Here is a 23,055-nt window from a genome sequence, read left to right on the forward strand (position 1 = left end):
GGGATGTCGTGCAGGGCAAGGGTGCGGCGAAGCGGCGTCGATGCGGGATGCGGCGCCCGCCTTACATCAACCGAAACGACCGGTGATGTAGTCCTCGGTCTGCTGCTTGGACGGCTGGGAGAAAATCGTTTCGGTGCGGTCGTGTTCGATCAGGTCGCCCAGATACATGAAGGCGGTGTAGTCGGACACGCGCGCGGCCTGCTGCATGTTGTGGGTCACGATCACGATGGTGTACTCGCGCTTGAGCTCTTCCACCAGTTGCTCGATGCGGCTGGTGGAAATCGGATCCAGCGCCGAGGTCGGTTCGTCCAGCAGCAACACATCCGGCCGTAGCGCCACGGCGCGTGCAATGCACAGCCGCTGCTGCTGGCCGCCGGACAGGCCCAGCGCGCTTTGCCCCAGCTTGTCCTTGACCTCGTCCCAGAGCGCGCCCTGGCGCAGCGCCTGCTCGACACGGTTCTGCATGTCGGCCTTGGACAGTTTTTCGTGGTGACGGATGCCGTAGGCGACGTTTTCGAAGATCGTCATCGGAAACGGCACCGGCTTCTGGAACACCATGCCGACCTTGCTGCGCAGCCGGTTCATCGGGTACTTCGGCGAGAGGATGTTTTCGTTGTCCAGCAATACTTCGCCGCGCGCCTCCATCTTCGGATACAGCGCATAGATGCGGTTGAAGATGCGCAGCAGGGTCGACTTGCCGCAACCGGAAGGCCCGATCAGCGCGGTGACGCGCTTTTCCGGAATCTCGATGTTGATGCCCTTGAGCGCGTGGTACTTGTCGTAATAGAAATCCAGGTTGCGTGCGGCCACCTTCACCGGCGCCTGTGCGGTCGGTGCCCCCTTGGCGGCCGGAACGGCGATGCGATGCATCGGCATGGCGTTTTGGAGATCGTTCATGTGGGGTGTCCGGAGGGAGAGGTCAGTCATTGGAGATCTTGTTGCGCAATAGCAGGGCACGCGCGCCCAGGCTCACCAGCAGCACGAACACGGTCAGCACCAGCGCGCCGGACCAGGCCAGGGTCTGCCAGGTCTCATAGGGGCTGCCGGCGAACTGATTCATGATCACCGGCACGCTGGCCATCGGCTGGAACACATTGCTGTTCCAGTACTGGTTGCCGAAGGCAGTGAACAGCAACGGCGCGGTTTCGCCGCTGATGCGGGCCAGGGCCAGCAGGATGCCGGTGAGAATGCCGGCCGAGGCGGCGCGATACAGCACCTGCACGGTCACCTTCCACTGCGGAATGCCCAGCGACAGCGCCGCTTCGCGCATCTGCGCCGGCACCAGACGCAGCATTTCGTCGGTGGTGCGCACCACCACCGGCAGCACGATGAAGGCCAGCGACAGCGCGCCGGCAAACGCGGAGAAGCGCCCGCCGGTCTGCATCACGTACAGCGTGTAGACGAACAGGCCCAGCACGATCGACGGTGCCGACAACAGGATGTCATTGACGAAACGCACCACCAGCCCGGCCTTGCGTGCATTGCCGTACTCGGCCAGCCAGGTACCGGCGGCAATGCCCAGCGGCGTGCCGATCGCCAGTGCCAGGCCGCACATCACCGCACTGCCGAAGAAGGCGTTGAGCAGGCCGCCTTCCTGCATCGGCGGCGGTGTCATCTTGGTAAACAGGTTGACGTCGATGCCCGGCACGCCCTTGGACAACAGGGTCCACAGGATCCAGGCCAGGAAGAACAGGCCGAACACCGCGGTGACGCACGACAGCAACAGGGCGATCGCGTTGGTCACGCGGCGGCGGTTGTACAGTGATTGCGAGACCGAGGACATCAGTTGCCCTCCCGACGCGACAGCTGCATCAGCATGAAACGCGCGATCGCCAGCACGATGAAGGTCACGATAAACAGCACAAACCCCAGCAGCAGCAATGCCGAACGATAGGTTTCGGTGGCCTCGCCGAAGTCATTGGCAATCAACGCGGCGATGGTGGTGCCGGGCTCCAGCAGCGACGGTGACAGCCGCACCGTGTTGCCGACCACGAACGCCACCGCCATGGTCTCGCCCAGCGCACGGCCCAGGCCCAGGAACACACCGCCGATCACCGCGGAGCGGGTGTAGGGCAGCACGATGTCCCAGCTGACTTCCCACTTGGTCGACCCCAGCGCGTACGCCGATTCCTTCAGGCGCGTCGGCACGGTCAGGAACACTTCGCGCATCACCGAGGAGATGAACGGAATCACCATGATCGCCAGCACGAAGCCTGCGGTCAGTAGACCGATTCCCAGCGGCGGGCCCTGGAACAACGGGCCGATCAGCGGCAGCGTGCCAAGGTGATCGTTGAGCCAGGGCGTCACGTGCTCGGTCATCACCGGCACCAGCACGAACAGGCCCCACATGCCGTAGATGATCGACGGGATGCCGGCCAGCAGTTCGATCGCAGTGCCGACCGGGCCACGCAACCAGCGCGGCGCCACCTCGGTGAGGAAGAACGCGATACCGAAGCTCACCGGCACCGCAATCACCATCGCAATCAATGCGGTGACCAGGGTGCCGTAGATCGGCGCCAGCGCGCCGTATTTGTTTTCCACCGGATTCCAGTCGGCGGAATAGAAAAAGCTCAGGCCCTGCATCTGCAAGGCATGGCGTCCGCCCCACAGCATCGACAGCGCGGCGCTGCCGAGCGCCAACAGGACGAAGACGACCGTGGCGGCCAGCGCAAGCTTGAACAGGCGATCGGCACGTGCATCGCGCAGGTCGCGGCCGCGCGGGGCGGTCATCGCTTCGGGAATGGCGGTGGCATTCATTCGATTGGACTCGTCACCCGCGCACTGGCGGGAGCGTGAGACAGCAGGAACGGCGAGGCGCCCGCAGGCACCTCACCGCAGCGCAACCCGCCATCACAGCGGGTGCAGGGCATCACTTGAACTCGCTGGCCCAGTAGGCCTGGATCTGCTGCACCAGCTCCGGCGGCAGCGGCACGTAATGCAGTTCGCTGGCCTGGGCCTGGCCGTTGTCCAGCGCCCACTTGAAGAAGTCCAGCGTCGCCTTGCTGCGCGCCGCATCCTTGGGCTGCTTGTGCATCAGCATGAAGTTGGTGGCGGTGATCGGCCAGGCCTTCTCGCCCGGTGCGTTGGTGATCACCAGGTTGAAATCCTTGGCGTTGGCCCAGTCGGCGCTGGCCGCAGCGGCGGCGAAGCTTTCCGCGTTCGGCTCCACCCACTGGCCGGCGGCATTCTGCAGCGAGGCGTAGGGCATCTTGTTCTGCAGGGCGTAGGCCAGTTCGACATAGCCGATCGAGCCCTTGATCTGCTGCACGTACGAGGCAACGCCTTCATTGCCCTTGCCGCCGACGCCGCCGGGCCACTGCACCGAGGTGCCTTCGCCGACCTTGCTCTTCCACTCCGGGCTGACCTTGGACAGGTAGTTGGAGAAGTTGAAGGTGGTGCCCGAGCCATCGGAGCGATGCACCAGGTTGATCTTGGTGGCCGGGAGGGTCACGCCCGGATTGGCCGCCACGATCGCCGCATCGTTCCACATCGTGACCTTGCCCAGGAAGATGTCGCCCAGCAGCGCGCCGGTCAGGCGCAGCTTGCCCGGTGCGATGCCTTCCAGGTTCACCACCGGCACCACGCCGCCGATCGCCGACGGGAACTGGCCCAGACCGGCCTGCTGCAGTTCGGCGCTGTCCAGCGGCTTGTCGGTGGAACCGAAGTCCACCGTGCCGGCCTTGATCTGCGCGATGCCGCCGCCGGAGCCGATCGACTGATAGTTCACCTTGTTGCCGGTGGCGGCGTTGTAGTCGGCCGACCACTTGGAGACCAGCGGATAGATGAAGGATGCACCGGCGCCGGAGATTTCGGCGCTCTTGCTGTCACTGGCGGTGGCGCCCGCGCTGGGCGCGCCCTTGGCGGTATCGCCGGACTGCGCATCCTTGCCGGGCGAGCAGGCGGCCAGGGCGAGGGCGATGGTGAGGGACAGGGCGGTCAGGCTGGCCGACTGCAGTTTCATGGAAGCTCCGAGGCTGGATTGGCCGGGGGACCCGGCAGACCACGCTATGAAATGATGTTTTTGTTACACGTGCATGACAGTGCCTTTTGGAGAAGGCATCACAAAAAAGACGCGACCCCCGTGGGGCCGCGTCCCGGTGCCGACGCCGGGGAGAGAGACGGCGTCGTTCCTGTTGCTGTGCGTGGCGTTACTTGGGCAGGTTCTTGGCCCAGTAGCCTTCGATCTGGGTCACCAGGCTGTCCGGCAGCGGCACGTAGTCCAGCTGCTTGGCCTGCGCATCGCCCTTGCTGTAGACCCAGCGGAAGAACTCCAGCGTGTTCTTGAGGCCGGCCGGGTTCTTCGGCTTCTTCTGCACCAGTATGAAGTTGGTGGCGGTGATCGGCCAGGCGTTGTCGCCGGAGGCATTGGTCATCACCAGGTAGAAGTCCTTGCTGTTGCCCCAGTCGGCGCTGTTGGCAGCGGCGGCAAAGGTCTCGTCGGACGGCTGCACGAACTTGCCGGCGGCGTTCTTCATCGCGGTGTAGGCCATCTTGTTCTGCAGCGCATACGACAGCTCGACGTAGCCGATGCCGCCCTTGATCTGCTTCACGTACGCAGCCACGCCCTCGTTGCCCTTGCCGCCGATGCCGGTCGGCCACTGCACCGCGGTGCCTTCGCCGACCTTGCCCTTCCAGTCCGGGTTGACCTTGGACAGGTAGTTGGTGAAGTTGAAGCTGGTGCCCGAACCGTCGGAGCGATGCACCACGGTGATCTTGCCCTCGGGCAGCTTCACGCCCGGGTTGAGCGCGGCGATCGCCGGATCGTTCCAGGTGCTGACCTTGCCCAGGAAGATGTCGCCCAGGGTCTTGCCGTCCAGCTTCAGCGCGCCTGCCGCCACGCCGGGCACGTTGACCACCGGCACCACACCGCCGATCACCGACGGAAATTGTGCCAGGCCGGCCGCGGCCAGTTCTTCCGGCTTGAGCGGCGCATCGGACGAGCCGAAATCCACGCTGGCTGCCTTGATCTGGGCGATGCCGCCGCCCGAACCGATCGATTGGTAGTTGACCTGCTTCTTGGTGGCCGCGTTGTAGTCGGCCGACCACTTGGACATCACCGGGTAGATGAACGAGGCACCGGCGCCGGTGACATCGGCGGCCTGGGCGCACAAGGCCAGCGAGGCGGTGAGCACGCCGACGGCCAGACGGGTCTTCAGAGAGTGGATCACGGAACAGCTCCTGTAGCGAAGGGATGAGGACGTCCCGGGGTCGCGCCATTGCAGGGCAGGGGCATGACCGCGCGGTGTCGAAGAGATGACATGCAGATGACGGCGTTGCGGCCGGGCGCATTGCCGGGCCAGGCGGGTCGCCGCCATGGCGCGCCCACAGCAGCGCGGCAGGGCGGCCGGATCGATCGCGCACTTACCAATAGAACTGCGCACGTGCCTCGATGATCGACGGGTTGTCGTCGACCAGGCCACGCGTGGCGCTGTTGTAACGGGTGCTTTCCACCTTGGCGTAGTCGAGTGCGAACTTGAAGTTGGAGCGCCAGTACCAGTTGGCGCCGACCGTCCACACGTCCATCTTGCCGCCCAGCACGCCGTCCACGAACGGGGTGGTGCCGTTGGAGACCAGGTGTCCGTCGTTGAGGTCCAGGGTGTCGTAGCGCACCGCCAGCTGCCACATCCCCGAGGCCGGCGCGTTCGGCAGCGGGGTGGTCGGTACGCCGGCCTTGTAGCCCCAGGTCTCGCCGGTGATGTTCCAGACGCCGCTGACGTACCAGCCGTCACTCTTGTAGTCGTTGGCGTTGTTGCCGATGCGCTTGGCGTTTTCCTGGAAGAACTCGCCCTGCAGCTTGAACGGGCCGGTGATCCACATCGCCTCGGCTCCGGCCACACCCACGCTGTCCACGTTGGTGATGGCGCCGCTGTCGATCAGGCGCACCGTGGTCAGGTCGGCGTCCGGGCGCGCGCGCAGGCGCAGGGTGTCGTCGTCGGTGTCGTAACCCAGGTAGCTCAGGCCGACGTGCAGCACATTGCCGCTCTCGTTGATCGGCGCCCAGGTGCCGCGTGCGCCGTAGCCGCTGCCATGTGCCTGGTTGCGGGTCAGTTCGCGGCCGAACGCGCTGGCGGTGATGCTCCAGTCGTTGTCGCCCATTCCGTAGGCCACGCCCAGCCGGCGCGAGATGCCGTAGGTGTTGGTCACTGCGGCCTTGGAGACGAAGTCGTTGTTCTTGGTGCTGGACAGCTCTTCCAGGCTGTTGGGCTGCTTGAACTGGCCGATCTGCAGATAGTTGTTGGCGTTGCCGGCGAACTTGTACTTGATGTTGTTGTCCAGGAAACGCCCGGTGCTGCGGATGGTGGTGCCGCGGATGGTGACTTCCTTCAGTACGCTCGGGTCGTAACCGGCCACCCATTCGAAATTGCCCGGGCCCTTGCCCTTGAGCACCAGCTCGGCACGGCGGATGCTGAATTCGGAATTGTCACCATTGGCTCCGATCGGGCCATTGAGATCCTGCACATCGTTGTGGAACCAGTTGCCATCAGCCTGGACCAGGCCTTCCAGCGACATCTCCGAGCTGCCGATCACGTCGATGGCGATTTCGGCATGCGCGGCAGGTGCGGCCAGCGCCAGCAACAGGGCAGCGCCCAGCAGGGTGGGAGAAAGTTTCATATGTGCCTTGCGACCTGAGAAAGTGAGCGCAGGCTATGGCGTGAAAGTTGCGTTAATGTGACAACTTCGGATCACGTTGCAATCTGATTTTTGTCAACAAAGACAAAGATTTACGCGTGTTTGTTTTTTGTCAGTGTGTGTCATGAGTCTGAACGGGCCGCGCCGTATGACAGATGTGACAGCGGCGTGGTTCACCGTTTCAGCGAGCTCAAGCTTATTGCGACCTGAACCAACCAGGTGGAACGGCGGCGTATCAGGCGCTTTGTGCGTCGCACCACTTGCACAGGCGCGTTCTAAATTGTTAGTTTCGAGGCCATGTTTCCCCGATTCCTCCAATTGCTGTTGGCCTGCCTGCTCGCGCTCACTGCGTGGTCGGCGGCCGATGCGCACGACCGCATCCACGATGCGCTTGTGGGCGACGGCGTGGCGGTGATGACGGATGCTGGTGAAGAACGCGACGCAGCCGATGATCTGCAGGACGACGGGGACGCACAGACCCAGGTCGATACGCACTCTGCAGACGACATCCCCTTGCTCTCCCAGGCATGGCCGGTGGTCGCACGTTATTTCCCCTCCTGGTACGCGCACTACGCGCCGGCAACTCAAAAACGCGACCTGATCCCGCAACTGCGTCCTCCCAACGCAGCGCGCGCCTGATCCTTCGTTAGTCGCGTCAACCGGTGCAGCGCACCGGCTTCCTTTGATTTGTTCGTCTTTGCAATTCGCGGCCTGCGCCGCGGATAGCCATTCGTTGCCTAGAGGTATCTCCCATGGAAAGTTTGCTAGAAGGTTTTCGTCATTTCCGTAAGGAAGTGTATCCGCGCCAGAGTGCGCGCTTTCAGGAACTGGCCGGCGGCCAGAGTCCGCACACGTTGTTCATTACCTGCGCCGACTCGCGCGTCATGCCCGAGCTGATCTTTTCCGCGCAGCCAGGCGAATTGTTCGTCTATCGCAATATCGGCAATGTGGTGCCGCCTTACTCCCAGCACGTCAGCGGCGTGGTTGCGGCGATCGAGTACGCCATCGCCGTACTGGGCGTGCGGCACATCGTGATCTGCGGCCATACCGACTGCGGTGCGATGAAGGCCGTGCTCAAGCCGGAATCGCTGGAGGACGTGCCGTCCGTGGCGGCTTGGCTCAAGCACACCGATGCGGCGCGTCACGTCACGGCCCATCACGGACACGACCCGCACAGCCAGGAAGCGCTGAGCTGCATGACCGAGGAGAACGTGGTCTCGCAGCTGGACCATCTGCGCACGCAGCCGGTGGTCGCCGCGCGTCTGGCGGCCGGTACCTTGCGCATCCACGGCTGGATCTATGACATCGCCCACGGCGAGATCCGCGCCTTCGATGCCGAGAAGGGTGGCTTCCGTCCGTTGTTGGCGGACAACACCCCCGAAGCCACCCCACGCCCGCGACTGCAGCAAGTCGTGCGCGCCGAACTCGCCTGACGGAGCACATCATGAAAACATCAGGTATCGGCGGATATTTCCGCCAGGGACTGTTCGGGCGTGATTTGCTGTCGTCTGTCGTGGTCTTCCTCGTCGCACTCCCGTTGTGCATGGGCATTGCGATCGCTTCCGGCATGCCGCCGGCCGCAGGCCTGATCACCGGCATCATCGGTGGACTGGTCGTCGGCTTCCTGGCGGGCTCTCCTCTGCAGGTGAGCGGACCGGCCGCCGGCCTGGCTGTGTTGGTGTTCGAACTGGTCCGCGAGCATGGCATTGCCGCACTCGGTCCGGTGATCCTGGTGGCCGGTGCGATCCAGCTGATCGCTGGTCTGTGCCGCGCAGGCGTGTGGTTCCGGATGACATCGCCGGCCGTGGTGGCCGGCATGTTGTCGGGCATCGGCATCCTGATCGTGGCCTCGCAGGCGCATGTGCTGATGGACGCCGCTCCCAAGGCGCGCGGTCTGGAAAACTTCGCTGCATTGCCGGCCGTGGTGTGGCAGGCAATCACCGAAGGCACCGGCCGTACCGCGTTGTTCGTGGGCCTGGCCACCATCGGCATCATCCTGGCCTGGGACAAGCTGCGTCCGCAGCGTCTGCGCTTTTTGCCAGGTGCGTTGATCGCGGTAGTGGTGGTCACGGCGACGGTGCAGTTGCAGGGCCTGAACGTCAACAAGGTGGACGTGCCGACCAATCTGTTCTCGGCGATCAGCATCCCCAGCGTCGCGGACATCTTCGGCGTGTTCAATGCGACGTTGCTGGTGTCGGCGGTGACCTTTGCCTTCATCGCCAGCGCAGAGACCTTGCTGTCGGCGGCGGCGGTGGACCGCATGCATCAGGGCGCGCGCACGCAGTACGACCGTGAGCTGGCGGCGCAGGGCGTGGGCAATATGCTGTGCGGCTTCCTGGGCGCATTGCCGATGACCGGCGTGATCGTGCGTAGCGCGGCCAATGTGCAGGCCGGAGCGGCCACGCGCATGTCCACGGTGCTGCATGGCGGCTGGTTGCTGGTCTTCGCAATGCTGCTGCCGTGGCTGTTGCGGATGACGCCGGTGGCATGTCTGGCCGGCATCCTGGTCTACACGGGCGTGAAGATGATCAAGATCGGTCAGGTCAAGGAGCTGGCGACCTATGGTCGTGGCACCGCGGCGATCTATCTGGCGACCACCTTCGCGATCGTGGCGACCGACCTGCTGACCGGTGTGCTGATCGGCTTCGGCCTGTCGTTGTTCCGTCTGGCCCTGCATTCTTCGCGCCTGAAGGTGGACGTGCGTGAGCACGAGCACAAGAAGGACGAGATGCATCTGACCCTGCAGGGATCGGCAACCTTCCTGAAGGTGCCGGCGATGGCGCGCACGCTGGAGAGCGTGCCGCCGAACACCGCCCTGCATCTGGATGTGGCCAAGCTGCATCACGTCGACCATGCCTGCATCGAGTTGTTGCGCGACTGGAGCCGGAATGCGGCCTCGCGCGGCTGCGAGCTGGTGGTGGACTGGAAGGAACTGGATCGACGCGTGGAAGGCCAGCCGGCGGTGGAGAGCGTGCTGCTCGAACAGCGCGTCGAACAAGCCAAGGCGGCGTAAACCTGCTGCAACGCCCGGCGCTCGCGCCGGGTGAACTCCATCGTGACCGGGTGATGCATGGCGCCGCAAGACGCATCATCTGGTCGCGATTTTTTTATGGCCGGGAATCGGGATTCGGGATTGGGGAATCGGAAAAGCCGGGATTGGCGGTGCTGAGGTGCTGATACGGCAAGCCTGGTGCCCGACTGAGCGCTTGCAGTTGCGATGGTTTTGTTAGGTCGTGTCAGCCATGTTGATTCGGATTGCGTCAGCTTTTGGGAGTTTTTGGCCGTTCGGCGGGTGCGGGAGTCTTGTCGCGGTAGCGGCACAGGTCGTGGATCACGCAGCCTGGGCAGTCGGGCTTGCGTGCCTTGCAGACGTAGCGGCCATGCAGGATGAGCCAGTGATGTGCGTCGTGCAGGAACTCGGCAGGAATGACCTTGACCAGTGTGTCCTCGACCGCGCGCACGTCCTTGCCCGGCGCAAGACCGGTGCGGTTGGCGACGCGGAAGATATGCGTGTCCACCGCCATGGTGGGCTCGCCGAACGCGGTGTTGAGCACGACGTTTGCGGTCTTGCGGCCGACACCGGGTAAGGCTTCCAGCGCGGCGCGATCGTGCGGTACTTCGCCGCCGTATTGCTCCAGCAGGATCCTGCAGGTGGCGATGACGTTCTTGGCCTTGGCATTGAACAGGCCAATGGTGGCGATGTAGCGCTTCAGGCCTTCTTCGCCGAGATCGAGAATGTCACGCGGGGTATTGGCCACCGGGTACAGCTTGCGGGTGGCCTTGTTGACGCCGACATCGGTGGCCTGTGCCGACAGCAGTACCGCGATCAGCAACTCGAATGGCGTGGTGTATTCCAGCTCGGTGGTCGGGTGCGGATTGAGCTCGCGCAACCGCGCGAACATCTCCTGTATTTCAGGCTTGCGCATGAGGTTGCCGCGCCTTGCCGGCGGGGTCTGACGGATCGCGTTCATGGCGGTGCGCCGCCAGCGGCCTTGGCCTTTGCGCGCGCCAGGATGGCTGCGGCCAGCGGTGGTAATGCGGCTGCGGCGGGTTGGCTGGGCGCCGGTGCCGGCGTTCGGCGTGCATCGCGTTCGGCAGCACGACGTTGCAGGCGCGCGGCGCGTGCGCGGTAGCGGTCGCGGGCGGCCCAGGCATCGCGCAGCCGCTGTTGTGCGGCAAGCAACACCGCGCGCAGCTGCGGGCAGGCCGGATCCAGCAGGTCGTCGCCCGGATCGGGCCGATACTCCATCAAACCCAGTGCCAACGCACGATCGAGATCGTCGGCGTGTACGCAGTCGAACAGCTGGAGGGGCAGGGGACGTGCTGCCGGGTTGGGGTCGAACGTCATGGCAAGCCGATCAGCGATTGAGAAAGTGCGCGGGGCGTTTTTCGAGAAACGCGCCGGTGCCTTCGCGCATGTCGTCGCTGGAAAACAGCAGCGCAAATTGCGCGGTTTCCAGCTGCAGGCCTTCTTCGATGGCGCATTCGCCACCGAACACTACCGCATCCAGAATGCCGCGCAGCGCGAGCGGTGCGGCGACGGCCAGACGCTGTGCCACGGCCAGGGTGTCTTCCTGCAGGGCTTCCGGCTCGACCACGCGGTTGACCAGGCCCAGCTGCAGCGCACGCGGCGCATCGATCGGCAGACCGAGCAGGCACAGCTCCAGCGCCGCCGCTCGCCCGGTCAGACGCAATAGCCGTTGCGTGCCGCCGAAACCGGGGATCAGGCCGAGGTTGATCTCCGGCTGCCCCAGGCGTGCGGTGGATGCGGCGATACGCAGATGGCAGGCCATTGCCAGCTCCAGCCCGCCGCCCAGCGCAAAGCCGTTGACCATGGCGATCACCGGCTTGGGCATGCGCTCGATCCGGCGCATCACCTGCTGGCCCAGCAGCGAGAACTCACGGCCCTGCATCGCCGACAGCTCGCGCATTTCGGCGATGTCCGCGCCGGCGACAAATGCCTTGGGGCCTGCGCCGGTCAGGATCACCACGCGGATGTGGTCTGCGCTGGCTGCCTCGGCAAAGGCATGATCCAGTGCCCGCAGCGTTTCCTGGTTCAAGGCGTTCAGTTTGTCCGGTCGATTGACCGTGATCGTCCGTACACTGGCGTGGTCGGCGATCAGAATGACGTGATTGGACATGGAAATCCTTGCGAACGTAAAAAATTAGTAAATACGGAACTTCCGAAAGCCTTGCTGGTCCTAGCTTTCGTGATAAGTAGCGGTTCGGTATCGCGGCCGCTATCCTAGCGCGTCATCTCAGGCGGCAGACCCGTCCTGTGCCACCACCCTGGAGAATTGTTTGATGAAGTTGCGTTCTATCGCGGTCGCTGTGGCGGCCCTGGCCCTGACGGGCAATGCACTGGCCCAGGACACGACGTCCGAGAAGGGCAAGTTGAGCTACTACTTCGGCTATGACTACGGCAACAACCTTGCCGAGCTCACCGGTCGCGGCGAGCAGCTCGACATCAACTCGGTGGTAAAGGGTCTGCAGGACGCCTATGCCAAGAAGCAGCCGGCCATCACTGCCGACCAGCTGAAGCCGGCCGTCGAAGCGTTCCAGAAGCGTGAGCAGGGCCGTGCCCAGCAGGCCAAGGCCGAGTACGACAAGGCCGCTGCGGCCAACAAGACCAAGAGCGACCAGTTCCTGGCCAAGAACAAGGGCACCGCGGGCGTGCAGACGCTGCCCAGCGGCGTGCAGTACCGCGTGATCGAAGCAGGCAAGGGCGCCAAGCCGACCCAGGCCAGCACCGTGCAGCTGGAAGTGGCCGGTCCGTTCCCGTTCGGCGACCGCGAGAAGGCACGTCCGGCGCAGCAGATCCCGGCCATCAAGGTCAGCGAAGTCGAAATGCAGGCCATGCGCGACACGCTGCTGCAGATGCCGGCCGGCTCCAAGTGGGAAGTGACCCTGCCGCCGGAGAAGGCCTACGGTGCCGATCCGCGCACCCCGTTCCCGCCGAACGTGGCTGTGCAGTTCGAGATCAAGCTGGTCAGCGTCAAGTAATTGCATTGGATGTTGCTGTGACAACGCCGGCCACTAGGCCGGCGTTGTCGTTTGGATCCAGCGGCCATGCGCGAGAGGATGGACGAACGGCGTGACGATGCGGTGCAGCGGGAGCCAGCGATGAGCGACACGGATTCGACCCGCAATGGTCTGCCCAGCCCGTGTATCGGTGTATGTTCGCTGGACGCGCAGGCGCACTGTGTCGGCTGCCTGCGCAGCCTGGATGAAATTGCACGCTGGATGAGCATGAGCGACACCGAACGTCAGCAGTATCTGCACACGGTTCTGCCGGCGCGCGCGTTGGCCGCGCGGCTGCCCGAATGTGCGCAGTTGCAGCGCGCGCTGTATGCGCTGGACACCGCGCCCGACGGGCCGGGCTGGAATCATGCCGAGTTGATCGACCTGACCGAGGGCGGCGCCTCGGCCGAGGCTGCGGTGCTGTGCGGACTGGTGCCGCGCGCACAGGGCACCATGGTGCTGCTGACCCGGCGCACCGACAGCCTGCGTCACCATGCCGGGCAGGTCAGTTTTCCCGGTGGACGGATCGAGCCGTCGGATGCGGATGCGGCCGCTGCGGCCCTGCGCGAGAGCTGCGAGGAAATCGCGCTCGGCGCCGGCCAGGTGCATGCGCTGGGCTATCTGGATCCGTTCCTGACCGTGAGCGGTTTTCGCGTCACGCCGGTGGTGGCGGTGATCGACCCGGCGTTCGTGGCGGTGCCGCAGCCGGACGAAGTGGCCGAGGTGTTCGAGGTGCCGCTGGCCTACCTGATGGATCCGGACAACCTGCGCAGCGTGGAGCTGGAATATCGCGGCCGGCCGCGCCGCGTGCTGGAATACGACTGGCCGGGCCACCGCATCTGGGGTGCCACCGCGGCGATCCTCCTCAATCTTCGTCGTCGTCTGGAGCAGGTTGCATGAGTGCGGAACCCCACTGGACCACGCTGGTCGACAGCGCCACGCTGGCAGCGGCATTGCTGCATCCGCAGTTGCGATTGCTGGACGCGCGCGCTGCGCCACCGACTGCGCCGGACCCGGATGCCGCGCGCAAGGCCTATGCGCAAGGGCATCTGCCAGGCGCGTACTACGTCGATCTCGACCAGGATCTGGCCGATCTGTCGCTGCCTGCACAGGGGCGGCACCCGCTGCCGCACAGTGCGGCATTCGCCAGGCGGCTGGGCGCGTGGGGGATCGACCCGGACAGCCAGGTGGTGATCTACGATGCCGCCGACGGCAGCATGGCCGCGGCGCGGGCATGGTGGATGCTGCGGCTGATGGGACATCGCCGCGTGGCGGTGCTCGACGGCGGGTTGGCCGCCTGGCGTGCCGCGGGGCTGCCGGAGAGCACCGAACCGCCTGTAGTGCGCGATGGCGTGGCATATCCAGGCAGCTTCGACAGCGATGCGGTGGTCGGGGCCGAGCAGATCCTGGCGCGGCTGGATCAGGCGCCGGGCTGGTTGCTGGATGCACGCGCGGGCGAGCGTTTTCGCGGCGAGGTGGAGCCGGTCGATCCGGTGGCCGGGCATGTGCCCGGTGCGGTGAGCCGCCCCTTGGGCGTGAGCCTGCGCGACGGGCGGTTCAAGCCGGCAGAGGAACTGCGCACCGAGTTGTCCGCGCTGCTGGGCGCGTACCGTCCCGAGCAGGCGGTGGTGATGTGCGGCTCCGGGGTGACCGCATGCCATCTGCTGCTGGCACTGGAAGTGGCCGGATTGTCGGGCGCGCGCGTTTACGCCGGCTCCTGGAGTGGGTGGCTGCAGGATTCCACACGTCCGGTCGCGACCAGCCCCTGATTGCAGGCACAATGGCGGCAGGAACGGTGACCTGTGGGGACGCAGGTTCGCTGCGCGGAGCGCAGTTTCTCGCAGTGCTGGGTGACTCATGCGGTTGCAGTTGCAGGTCGGCGCGTTGTGCGTCGCGATGGTGTCGTTGGCTGCCTGTTCGGCGGGGTCGACCGCCGACGCCAACGGTGCGCGCATCGCCGGTCGTGGGCAGAGCGATCGCCACGCGATGTATCAGGTCGAACTCGAACGTGCACGCGCCGAGCGCGTGCAGCGCTTGCGTGCGCCCGATGGCTGGCTGAGCTACACCGGGTCCGGGCGCGTGCGTGCCGGCCGGTACCAGGTGGGCAGCGATCCACGCAGCGACCTGGTGTTGCCGGCCGGGCCTGCGCAACTGGGGCAGCTGACGCTGGATGCCGACGGCCGGGTGCACTTCGACTCCGCTGCCTCCGCACCGGTGCACTTGAACGGCCAGCGCATCGATCGCGTGCGCCTGAGGCCGGAGCGTGCAGGGCAGCGTGGCGATCGCCTGGATGTGGAGGGCCGGCAGTTCTATCTGGTGCAGACCGGCAGCTTGTTCGGCTGGCGTTTCCGCGACCCGGCAGCGCCGTTGCTGACCCACTTCGCCGGGCTGGAATATTTTCCGACCGACCCGCAGTGGCGCATCCAGGCGCGCTGGCAGGCGTATCCCACGCCGCGCACGACCACGCTGCTGACCTCGATCGGTACACCGCTCACCGTCCAGGTGCCGGGCGAGGCGGTGTTTTCGCGCAATGGCCGGGACTACCGGTTGCAGCCGATCGTCAGCGACGACGGGCGAGGCCTGTTCTTCCTGTTCGCCGATCGCACCAGCGGCAAGGAAACGTATGGCGGCGCGCGCTATCTCTACACCGCGGCACCACACGACGGCCGGCTCGTGCTCGACTTCAATCTGGCCGAGAATCCGCCCTGTGCGTTGACGCCGCACGTGGTCTGCCCGATCGCATCGCCGGAAAATCGCCTGGACCTGGCAGTGAATGCGGGCGAGAAGACCTACCGCGCGACCGAGCGCTGAGCACCGAACACGCGAAGGCGGCCCGCCGTGTCGATGGCCCTGTGTGCGCCGCCGCTAGCGCGGTGTGTGCGCCCAGCTGATCGCCGCTTCGATCTGCGGCCACGGAAACAGCGGGCCGGGGTCGAGCTTGCGTTGGATCTTGCGCGACGGATCGTCGCTGGCCGCTTCCTGGGTGGTGTCCAGTGCCTGGTGGCCGGCGATGCGGCGTATCGACGGCAATTGCTGTTGCAGCCATTGCAGCAGCGTGGTCAGCGCATTGATCTGCACCTGCGGGTACGGTTCGCTCATGCACTGATGGCGCGAGTCCAGCCAGTGCGGATAACGGCCGCTGTTGACCAGTTCGATGCCCAGCGTATGCGGGTTGTGGCCGCGCACATGATGCGCGACGCGCTCCAGCGCAACGTACTGCTGGATGCTGCCGTTGCGGTCGATGTAGTAATGCCCGCTGTTGCCGGTGCCGCTGTCGTAGAGCACGCGTTCGCCGTATTCGCGCGCCATCGCCATGTCGGGCAATTCGGTGCAATGGATGACCACCATGTCGATCTGCGTGAGCGCGCGTCGCGCCAGCCGCGATTCGTAGGACAACGGCGCGTAGGTGATCGGTGGCGACGGCAGGACGGCATCGGACATGGGGCGGATGCTAGCATTCGACGATGGCTTTGAATCCCGACAGCCCTTTGGGCAAATTGATGGCAACCCTGCCGCAGACCGGCCAGGTGACCTGGATCGGCGTGCGCCCGGCGCGCGACGTGGACATGATCGAGGTGGACGCGGCGCAGGCCACCACCGGCATCGGCCTGGTCGGCGACCGCTACAAGGGCGGCAGCGGCAAGCGCGGCGTGACCCTGATCCAGGCCGAGCATCTGCCGGTGATCGCAGCGCTGGCCGGTCATACAGCAATTGCGCCGGCCACCTTGCGCCGCAACCTGGTGGTGTCCGGTATCCCGCTGATCGCCTTGAAGGGGCGGCGCTTCCGCATCGGCGATGTCGAGCTGGAAGGCACCGACCCCTGCGATCCGTGCTCGCGCATGGAAGATGCGCTGGGCGCGGGTGGCTATAACGCCATGCGCGGCCATGGCGGCTTGTGCGCGCGCATCCTGCGTGGCGGCGTGCTGCGCATCGGCGACACGGTGCAGGCGTTATGAGCCGCGGTCATTGCATCCTGTCGCACGGCTTCGAGAGCGGCCCGGATGCGCTGAAGGTCACCGCCCTGGCCGATGTCGCCGCGCAGTTGGGCTGGACCCACGAGCGCCCGGACTACACCGATCTGGACGCACGCCGCGAGGTGAGTTCGCTGGGCGATGTGCAAGGCCGGCTGCAGCGCCTGCTGGAGATTGCGCGTGCGGCGGCCGACAAGGGCCCGCTGGTGCTGGTCGGTTCCAGCCTGGGCTCGTACATCGCCGCGCAGGTGTCGTTGCAGGTGCCCACGCGCGGGCTGTTCCTGATGGTGCCGCCGACCAGGATGGGGCCGTTGCCGGCACTGGATGCGGCGCGCGTGCCGATTTCGATCGTGCATGCCTGGCGCGATGAACTGATTCCGGCCGGCGAGGTGATCGCCTGGGCGCAGGCGCGGCATGCGCGCTTGCTATTGGTCGACGACGAACACCGGCTGGCGTCGCACGTGGATGCATCGGCGCGCGCCTTCGCCGAACTGTTGCAGAGCCTGTGATGCGGAACAGGGTGTGCGGGTTTTGGGGCGTCCGATGAACGTATTGATTCGCGAAGCGAGCGACGGCGATGCGGCGGCAATCGAACTGCTGACGATGGTCGCGTTCATGCGCGACGAACATAGCCGCCATGACGAGCAGCACGTGATCGCCGGGTTGCGCAACGACGGCGCGCTGGCGTTGTCGCTGGTAGCCGACCACGACGGGTATGTGGTCGGGCATCTGGCGGTATCGCCGGTGTGGCTGTCGGACGATTCGCCCCGCTGGTACGCGTTGGGGCCGCTGGCGATCGGCCCGGGACATCAACGCCAGGGGCTGGGCACGCGCCTGGTGCAGGCGGCGCTGGCCAGCTTGCGCGAGCGTGGCGCGGCCGGCTGCCTGGCATTGGGCGAGCCGGCGTTTTTCAGGCGCCTGGGTTTTGCGATGGAGCCGGGGCTGACCTTGCCCGGCGTCCCGGCATCCGAGCTGCAGGCGCTGGCGTTTGGCGACCGCCTGCTGCCGCTGGCCGATGTCGCCTATCACCCGGCGTTCGGGCTGGGCTGAGCGTTGCATCATCGGGACACCTGATGGCCCGCGTTGCCGGTGATTTTGCCACGGCAGCGATCCCCGCGATGGCTGTCTTCGATGGTCCCTGTTAGCCGGCAATGAGCCGGCCTGCAGGAGCGTGGGCATGTCTGCACGGTGCCGCCTGCCGGTGCTGCTGCTGCGCTTGAACAGGGCCAGTCTGCCGCAGTGCCCGGGATTTGGCTTGCATCGCAGGCTGACCTACACTTTGTCGCGTTGCCCATTGTCTGAGGATTGGTCCAATGCGCCATTGATGCCGCCGTCGTGATGACGGCCTTACCCGCTGCCGGTCCGGCTGGATCGGTGCGTGTGCTGGCATGCAATGGAGACCCGTATGACCTGTCCGTCGCTGACGCTGGAACGCGTTGCGTATGTGCTGCCCGATGGCAGCCCGCTGTTTTCCGATCTGACAATCCACATCGACCAGCGCGCCACCGGCCTGGTGGGGCGCAATGGCGTTGGCAAGAGCGTGCTTGCGCGCCTGCTGGCCGGCACGTTGCTGCCCAGTGCCGGGCGCTGTGTGCGCAACGGCAGCGTGCGTTACCTGCCGCAGCGCGTGCGCGTGGCGCCGGGGCAGAGCATTGCCGACCTGGCCGGCGTCGCGCCGCTGCTGGAGGCGCTGGACCGTATCGCTGCTGGCAGCGTTGCGCCCGCCGATTTCGAACTGGTCGGCGAGCGCTGGGCCGCCCATGCGCAATTTGCCGCAGAGCTCGAACGGCAAGGCCTGGGTGGGCGCGATCCGCGTGCACCGGCCGCGCAGCTCAGTGGCGGCGAAGCGATGCGCGTGGCACTCGCCGGTGCGTTTCTGAGCCAGCCGGACCTGTTGATTCTGGACGAACCCAGCAATCACCTGGATGGCCCGCAGCGGCAGCGGCTGATGGATCAGTTGCTGGCATGGAACGGCGGCGTGCTGGTGATCAGCCACGACCGCAGCCTGCTCGATGCGATGCAGCGCATTCTGGAATTGTCCGGGCAGGGGCTGCGCAGCTATGGCGGCAATTACGCGTTCTATGCGCAGCAGCGCGCCATCGAACAGCAGGCCGCCAGCGCGTTGCTGGCCCAGCGCAAACAGGCGCGCGCACGCGGCGAACAGGCGCTGCGCGAGCAGCAGCAACGTCACCAGCAACGCCAGGCACGCGGCGCGCGTGCTGCGGGGCAGGCCAACCAGGCCGCGATCCTGCTTGGCGCGCAGAAGCAGCGCAGCGAGGTCAGCGCGGGGCGGCTGCAGCAGCAACGCCAGGCCGACCAGGCGCGGCTGAGCGAGGCGGTGGTGCAGGCCTCGGCGCTGGTGCAAGACAACCCCACGATCGCGCTACTGGCGCCGACATCGCCCGCCGGCGCATCGCAGCGCTTGGCCACGCTGCAACAGGTGGAACTGGCGCACGGGCGGCTGGGCGGGCGGCGGGTGGATCTGCTGTTGCATGGGCAGCCGCGGATCGGCCTGGTCGGCCCCAACGGCAGCGGCAAGTCGTCGTTGCTGCAGCTGCTGGCCGGGCGCCTGCAGCCCAGCGCGGGGCAGTGCCAGGTGCATGTGCCGGTGGCGTATCTGGATCAGGACCTGGGGCTGCTGGACCCGGCGCGCTCGGCCGCTGCGCAGCTGCACGATGCAGACCCGGGCGCGCCGGCGCATGCGCAGCGGCTGCGCCTGGCGCTGCTGGGGCTGGACCAGAGGCGTGCCGACCTGCCCGCCGGCCAGCTCAGCGGCGGCCAGCGGCTCAAGGCGGCGCTGGCCTGCGCGCTGTACCGGGCGCAGCCGGCGCAACTGCTGTTGCTGGACGAGCCGACCAACCATCTGGATCTGGCCGCGGTGGAGGCGATCGAGGCGCTGCTGCACAGCTACCCAGGTGCGCTGATCGTCGCCTCGCACGATGCCGCCTTCCTGCAGCGGCTGGGCCTGCGGCAGCGCCTGGATACCGCGCAGGCGCAGTGGCGGCTGGCGCCGTGGTGAACCGCACGACGGGCGATCCGGCCGGCGGGCTGGTAAAGCCGGGCCCGATGGCCGACCATTTGCGCCCCGCCCGCGGCGGCCACGGCTCTGCCCTCCAGGGCGCCGGCCCAGCGTCCTGCTCCCGCGCTCGCCCCCACGGCCAGCGTCTCCATCGATACCTGCCTACGTGAAATTCTTTGCATCCTGTGCCAAGGGCCTGGAATACCTGCTTGCCGACGAGCTGCTGTCGCTCGGTGCCAGCAAGGCCACCGCCACCATCTCCGGCGTCAACGTCGAGGGCGAGCTGCGCGATGCGCAGCGCGCCGTGCTGTGGTCGCGGCTGGCCAGCCGGGTGCTGTGGCCGCTGAGCGAGTTCGATTGCCCGGACGAGGACGCACTGTATGCCGGGGTGGCCGAATTGCCGTGGGACGAGCACCTGTCCGTCGGCCACACGCTGTCGGTGGACGCGCATGTCTCCGGTACCGCGATCACGCACGCCCGTTACGCGGCGCAGCGCATCAAGGACGCGGTGGTCGACACCATGCGCCGGCAGGGCCTGGAGCGCCCGTCGGTGGATGTGGACAGCCCGGATCTGCGTTTGAACCTGTCGCTGCGCAAGGGCCGCGCCACCATTTCGGTGGATCTGGGCGGCGGCCCGCTGCATCGGCGCGGTTGGCGGATGGCGCAGAACGATGCGCCGCTCAAGGAGAATCTGGCCGCGGCGGTGTTGCTGCGCGCCGGTTGGCCGCGCGCCTATGCCGATGGCGGCGGCCTGCTGGATCCGATGTGCGGCAGCGGCACCTTGCTGATCGAAGGCGCGCTGATGGCCGCCGACGTGGCGCCCGGCCTGCAGCGCTATGGCAGCGCTATCCCCAGCCGCTGGCGCGGCTTCGACCGCGAGGGCTGGCAGCAGCTGGTGGGCGAAGCGCGCGAGCGCGACAGTCGCGGCCGCGCCGCACTCAGGCAGGTGATCCACGGCAGCGACATGGACCCGCATGCGATCCGCGCCGCGAAGGAGAATGCGCAGGTGGCCGGTGTGGCCGAGGCGATCTGGTTCGGCGTGCGCGAGGTGGGCGATCTGCAGACCCCGCCGCAGGCCACCGGCGTGGTGGTGTGCAATCCGCCTTACGACGAACGCCTGGCTGCCGACGCGGCGCTGTACCGCCGCCTGGGCGACACCTTGCAGCGCGCCGTGCCGCAATGGCGGGCCAGCCTGCTGTGCGGCAACGCCGAGCTGGCGTATGCCACCGGCCTGCGCGCGGGCAAGAAATACCAGCTGTTCAATGGCGCGATCGAATGCGCGTTGATCGTCTGCGACCCGATCGCGGTGCCGCGACGCACCCCGCTGGCGGCGCCGACCGCGCTCAGCGAAGGCGCGCAGATGGTCGCCAACCGCCTGCGCAAGAATCTGCAGAAGTTCAAGAAGTGGCGCGCACGCGAAGGCATCGAATGCTTCCGCGCCTACGACGCCGATCTGCCGGAATATTCCGCCGCCATCGACGTGTACCAGCAGGCCGATGGCGATCGCCGCGTGTTTCTGCACGTGCAGGAATACGCCGCGCCGGCGACGATTCCCGAAGCCGACGTGCGCCGCCGTCTGGGCGAGCTGCTGGCCGCCGCACGCGAGGTCTTCGAGGTGCCGGGCGAACGCGTGGCGCTCAAATCGCGCGAGCGTGGCAAGGGTGGCAGCAAGTACGGCCGCTTCGAGCAGCGCAACGAATTCATCAACGTGCGCGAGCATGGCGCCTTGCTGCGGGTGAATCTGTTCGACTACCTGGATACCGGCCTGTTCCTGGACCATCGCCCGTTGCGCGGCACCATGGCCATGCAATCGAAGGGGCGGCGTTTCCTCAACCTGTTCTGCTACACCGGCGTGGCCAGCGTGGAAGCGGCGGTGGCCGGGGCAAGCGCGACCACCAGCGTGGATCTGTCCGGCACCTATCTGCAGTGGTGCGCCGACAACCTGGCCCTGAACGGCCAGGCCGGCAGCAAGCACACGCTGGTGCAGGCCGACGCGCTGGCCTGGCTGGAAGCCGAGCGCGCGCATTTCGACGTGATCTTCTGCGACCCGCCGACCTTCTCCAACTCCGCACGCGCCGAGGACTTCGACATCCAGCGCGAGCACGTGCGGCTGCTGCGTGCGGCGATGGCGCGGCTGGCGCCGGGTGGGGTGCTGTACTTCTCCAACAACTTCCGTCGCTTCAAGCTGGACGAGGAACTGGTGGCCGAGTTTGCGCAGTGCGAGGAAATCAGCCCGCGCACCATCGACCCGGATTTCGAGCGGCATGCGCGCATCCACCGTGCCTGGCGATTGACCGCCTGATGCCGCGGCCCGGTCGCGTCTGACCGGCCAGTGCAGGCATTGCGCGCCCGCTGTCGCCGGCGCCCGGCTGGCTGCGGTGCGCCATGCCAGCGGCGCGTGGTGGCGCAGCTGCAGCCGTGCAGGCCAGGGCGGGGCGGGCAGCCAACAAGCCGACCACAGCGCTGCGGTATGCTGATTCGCATGCTTTGGAGTCAACGATGACCGCACCACCACGGATTGCCTTTGTTGCCAGTCACGCCGAGCCGGCGGTGACCGCGCGCGCGCGTCTTGTGCAGCGCTATGGCGATCATGCGCTGGACACCGCCGACATCGTCTGCGCCCTGGGCGGGGACGGCTTCATGCTGCAGACCCTGCACCGGCATGGGGCTGCCAGCAAGCCGGTGTTCGGCATGAAGCTGGGCTCGGTCGGGTTCTTGATGAACCAGTACCGCGACGACGAGGACGACCTGCTCGCACGTCTGCAACGGGCCGAACCGGCGCATCTGCGCCCGCTGGAAATGCAGGTGCAGACCGAGTCCGGTGCCAGCACGGTGTCGCTGGCCTACAACGAGGTCTCGCTGCTGCGGCAGACCCGCCAGGCCGCGCACCTGAGCGTGGATCTCAATGGCCAGACCCGCATCGCCGAGTTGATCGGCGACGGGGTCATGGTCGCCACGCCGGCCGGCAGCACCGCCTACAACTATTCCGCGCACGGGCCGATCCTGCCGCTGGGCTCGCACACGCTGGCGCTGACGCCGATCGCCCCGTATCGGCCGCGCCGCTGGCGCGGCGCCATCCTCAAGGCCGATACCGAAGTGCGTTTCCGCGTGCTGGACCCGTACAAGCGCCCGGTCAGCGTCACTGCCGACTCGCACGAGATCCGCGACGTAGTCGAAGTGACCATCCGCGAATCCACCCAACGCCAGGTCACGCTGCTGTTCGATCCCGAACACAATCTGGAAGAGCGCATCTTCAGCGAACAGTTTGCGGTCTGAGGCGCGGGGATTGGGCATTGGGGATTCGGGATTGGCACCGGCAGCAGCGTGGCGTGCAGCCGAGCCTGCGCGTGGCCAAGGTACGATGCAGTGCAAGTAACCATCGCAAACCCCAGAAACTTCGTTGTTGCTCCAACC

At 66.4% G+C, this 23,055-nt stretch carries 23 protein-coding genes; 13 read left to right on the forward strand and 10 right to left on the reverse strand.

The window, feature by feature from the left end; genetic code table 11:
• Nucleotides 1-66: 66 nt before the first annotated feature.
• The 6 genes from pstB to H7A86_RS08180 all read right to left on the reverse strand — a co-directional run bounded on the left by pstB (nucleotide 67) and on the right by H7A86_RS08180 (nucleotide 6,612).
• Nucleotides 67-897, reverse strand: coding sequence for a phosphate ABC transporter ATP-binding protein PstB (pstB, locus tag H7A86_RS08155; protein WP_104582775.1), 831 nt, complete (start codon nucleotides 895-897; stop codon nucleotides 67-69).
• 22 nt (nucleotides 898-919) lie between these two features.
• The gene (gene pstA / locus H7A86_RS08160) at nucleotides 920-1,783 is read right to left on the reverse strand and encodes a phosphate ABC transporter permease PstA (protein WP_039511726.1); all 864 of its coding nucleotides are present in this window, start codon (nucleotides 1,781-1,783) and stop codon (nucleotides 920-922) included.
• Nucleotides 1,783-2,757 (reverse strand): phosphate ABC transporter permease subunit PstC, encoded by a 975-nt coding sequence (gene pstC / locus H7A86_RS08165; RefSeq protein WP_006450306.1) that lies wholly within the window; start codon nucleotides 2,755-2,757, stop codon nucleotides 1,783-1,785. Before pstC ends, pstA begins: the two co-directional genes overlap by 1 nt.
• Nucleotides 2,758-2,869: 112 nt before the next feature.
• Nucleotides 2,870-3,961: a phosphate ABC transporter substrate-binding protein PstS gene (pstS, locus tag H7A86_RS08170; RefSeq protein ID WP_104648424.1), complete on the reverse strand. Its 1,092-nt coding sequence runs from the start codon at nucleotides 3,959-3,961 to the stop codon at nucleotides 2,870-2,872.
• A gap of 187 nt (nucleotides 3,962-4,148) precedes the next feature.
• A complete protein-coding gene (pstS, locus tag H7A86_RS08175; protein WP_180708081.1) occupies nucleotides 4,149-5,168 on the reverse strand; it encodes a phosphate ABC transporter substrate-binding protein PstS in 1,020 nt (339 codons plus the stop codon).
• A gap of 193 nt (nucleotides 5,169-5,361) precedes the next feature.
• On the reverse strand, nucleotides 5,362-6,612 hold the full coding sequence (locus H7A86_RS08180; RefSeq protein ID WP_119132254.1) for an OprO/OprP family phosphate-selective porin: 1,251 nt from the start codon (nucleotides 6,610-6,612) through the stop codon (nucleotides 5,362-5,364).
• Between the two features lie 336 nt (nucleotides 6,613-6,948).
• Between H7A86_RS08180 and H7A86_RS08185 the strand changes: the two genes are divergently transcribed.
• The 3 genes from H7A86_RS08185 (at nucleotide 6,949) to H7A86_RS08195 (ending at nucleotide 9,643) form a co-directional block, all read left to right on the forward strand.
• Entirely contained in the window at nucleotides 6,949-7,269 is a 321-nt protein-coding gene (locus H7A86_RS08185; protein WP_180708139.1) for a hypothetical protein, read from the forward strand.
• 113 nt (nucleotides 7,270-7,382) lie between these two features.
• Nucleotides 7,383-8,063, forward strand: coding sequence for a carbonic anhydrase (locus tag H7A86_RS08190; RefSeq protein WP_016902474.1), 681 nt, complete (start codon nucleotides 7,383-7,385; stop codon nucleotides 8,061-8,063).
• Between the two features lie 11 nt (nucleotides 8,064-8,074).
• On the forward strand, nucleotides 8,075-9,643 hold the full coding sequence (locus H7A86_RS08195; RefSeq protein ID WP_119132252.1) for a SulP family inorganic anion transporter: 1,569 nt from the start codon (nucleotides 8,075-8,077) through the stop codon (nucleotides 9,641-9,643).
• A 247-nt stretch (nucleotides 9,644-9,890) separates the two neighbouring features.
• Here H7A86_RS08195 and nth read toward each other — a convergent pair whose 3' ends face one another.
• Genes nth through H7A86_RS08210 form a run of 3 tightly spaced genes read right to left on the reverse strand, consistent with a single transcriptional unit; the run spans nucleotide 9,891 to nucleotide 11,771 of the window.
• Nucleotides 9,891-10,601: an endonuclease III gene (gene nth, locus H7A86_RS08200; RefSeq protein ID WP_119132251.1), complete on the reverse strand. Its 711-nt coding sequence runs from the start codon at nucleotides 10,599-10,601 to the stop codon at nucleotides 9,891-9,893.
• On the reverse strand, nucleotides 10,598-10,978 hold the full coding sequence (locus H7A86_RS08205) for a hypothetical protein (protein ID WP_104582781.1): 381 nt from the start codon (nucleotides 10,976-10,978) through the stop codon (nucleotides 10,598-10,600). The genes nth and H7A86_RS08205 overlap by 4 nt, the downstream gene beginning before the upstream one ends.
• Before the next feature lie 10 nt (nucleotides 10,979-10,988).
• Nucleotides 10,989-11,771, reverse strand: coding sequence for an enoyl-CoA hydratase-related protein (locus H7A86_RS08210; RefSeq protein ID WP_119129097.1), 783 nt, complete (start codon nucleotides 11,769-11,771; stop codon nucleotides 10,989-10,991).
• 163 nt (nucleotides 11,772-11,934) lie between these two features.
• On the opposite strand from H7A86_RS08210, the gene H7A86_RS08215 reads away from it, so the two are divergent.
• The 4 genes from H7A86_RS08215 to H7A86_RS08230 all read left to right on the forward strand — a co-directional run bounded on the left by H7A86_RS08215 (nucleotide 11,935) and on the right by H7A86_RS08230 (nucleotide 15,462).
• Nucleotides 11,935-12,633 (forward strand): FKBP-type peptidyl-prolyl cis-trans isomerase N-terminal domain-containing protein, encoded by a 699-nt coding sequence (locus H7A86_RS08215; protein WP_016902469.1) that lies wholly within the window; start codon nucleotides 11,935-11,937, stop codon nucleotides 12,631-12,633.
• Nucleotides 12,634-12,753: 120 nt separating this feature from the next.
• Nucleotides 12,754-13,551: a CoA pyrophosphatase gene (locus H7A86_RS08220; protein WP_119132436.1), complete on the forward strand. Its 798-nt coding sequence runs from the start codon at nucleotides 12,754-12,756 to the stop codon at nucleotides 13,549-13,551.
• Entirely contained in the window at nucleotides 13,548-14,420 is an 873-nt protein-coding gene (locus H7A86_RS08225) for a sulfurtransferase (protein WP_119132250.1), read from the forward strand. The genes H7A86_RS08220 and H7A86_RS08225 overlap by 4 nt, the downstream gene beginning before the upstream one ends.
• An 88-nt stretch (nucleotides 14,421-14,508) precedes the next feature.
• Nucleotides 14,509-15,462 (forward strand): DUF1684 domain-containing protein, encoded by a 954-nt coding sequence (locus H7A86_RS08230; protein ID WP_119132249.1) that lies wholly within the window; start codon nucleotides 14,509-14,511, stop codon nucleotides 15,460-15,462.
• A 54-nt stretch (nucleotides 15,463-15,516) separates the two neighbouring features.
• Here the strand turns inward: H7A86_RS08230 and H7A86_RS08235 are convergent, their stop codons facing one another.
• Nucleotides 15,517-16,092 carry an N-acetylmuramoyl-L-alanine amidase gene (locus tag H7A86_RS08235; RefSeq protein WP_119132248.1) on the reverse strand — a complete coding sequence of 192 codons (576 nt, stop codon included), beginning with the start codon at nucleotides 16,090-16,092 and terminating at the stop codon, nucleotides 15,517-15,519.
• A 23-nt stretch (nucleotides 16,093-16,115) separates the two neighbouring features.
• On the opposite strand from H7A86_RS08235, the gene H7A86_RS08240 reads away from it, so the two are divergent.
• From H7A86_RS08240 to H7A86_RS08265, 6 genes are all read left to right on the forward strand, one after another.
• Nucleotides 16,116-16,607, forward strand: coding sequence for an MOSC domain-containing protein (locus H7A86_RS08240; RefSeq protein ID WP_024940679.1), 492 nt, complete (start codon nucleotides 16,116-16,118; stop codon nucleotides 16,605-16,607).
• A complete protein-coding gene (locus tag H7A86_RS08245) occupies nucleotides 16,604-17,131 on the forward strand; it encodes a YqiA/YcfP family alpha/beta fold hydrolase (RefSeq protein WP_104648430.1) in 528 nt (175 codons plus the stop codon). The genes H7A86_RS08240 and H7A86_RS08245 overlap by 4 nt, the downstream gene beginning before the upstream one ends.
• A gap of 34 nt (nucleotides 17,132-17,165) precedes the next feature.
• Nucleotides 17,166-17,672, forward strand: coding sequence for a GNAT family N-acetyltransferase (locus H7A86_RS08250; RefSeq protein ID WP_119132247.1), 507 nt, complete (start codon nucleotides 17,166-17,168; stop codon nucleotides 17,670-17,672).
• 355 nt (nucleotides 17,673-18,027) lie between these two features.
• Nucleotides 18,028-19,641, forward strand: coding sequence for an ABC-F family ATP-binding cassette domain-containing protein (locus H7A86_RS08255; protein WP_119132246.1), 1,614 nt, complete (start codon nucleotides 18,028-18,030; stop codon nucleotides 19,639-19,641).
• 166 nt (nucleotides 19,642-19,807) lie between these two features.
• Complete coding sequence (rlmKL, locus tag H7A86_RS08260; RefSeq protein ID WP_104648433.1) at nucleotides 19,808-21,943, forward strand: bifunctional 23S rRNA (guanine(2069)-N(7))-methyltransferase RlmK/23S rRNA (guanine(2445)-N(2))-methyltransferase RlmL; 2,136 nt, start codon at nucleotides 19,808-19,810, stop codon at nucleotides 21,941-21,943.
• Between the two features lie 197 nt (nucleotides 21,944-22,140).
• A complete protein-coding gene (locus H7A86_RS08265; protein WP_104582792.1) occupies nucleotides 22,141-22,917 on the forward strand; it encodes an NAD kinase in 777 nt (258 codons plus the stop codon).
• The last annotated feature ends 138 nt before the right edge of the window (nucleotides 22,918-23,055 follow it).

This window comes from Xanthomonas euroxanthea, assembly GCF_903989455.1.
In the GTDB taxonomy this organism is placed as follows: Bacteria; Pseudomonadota; Gammaproteobacteria; order Xanthomonadales; family Xanthomonadaceae; genus Xanthomonas; species Xanthomonas euroxanthea.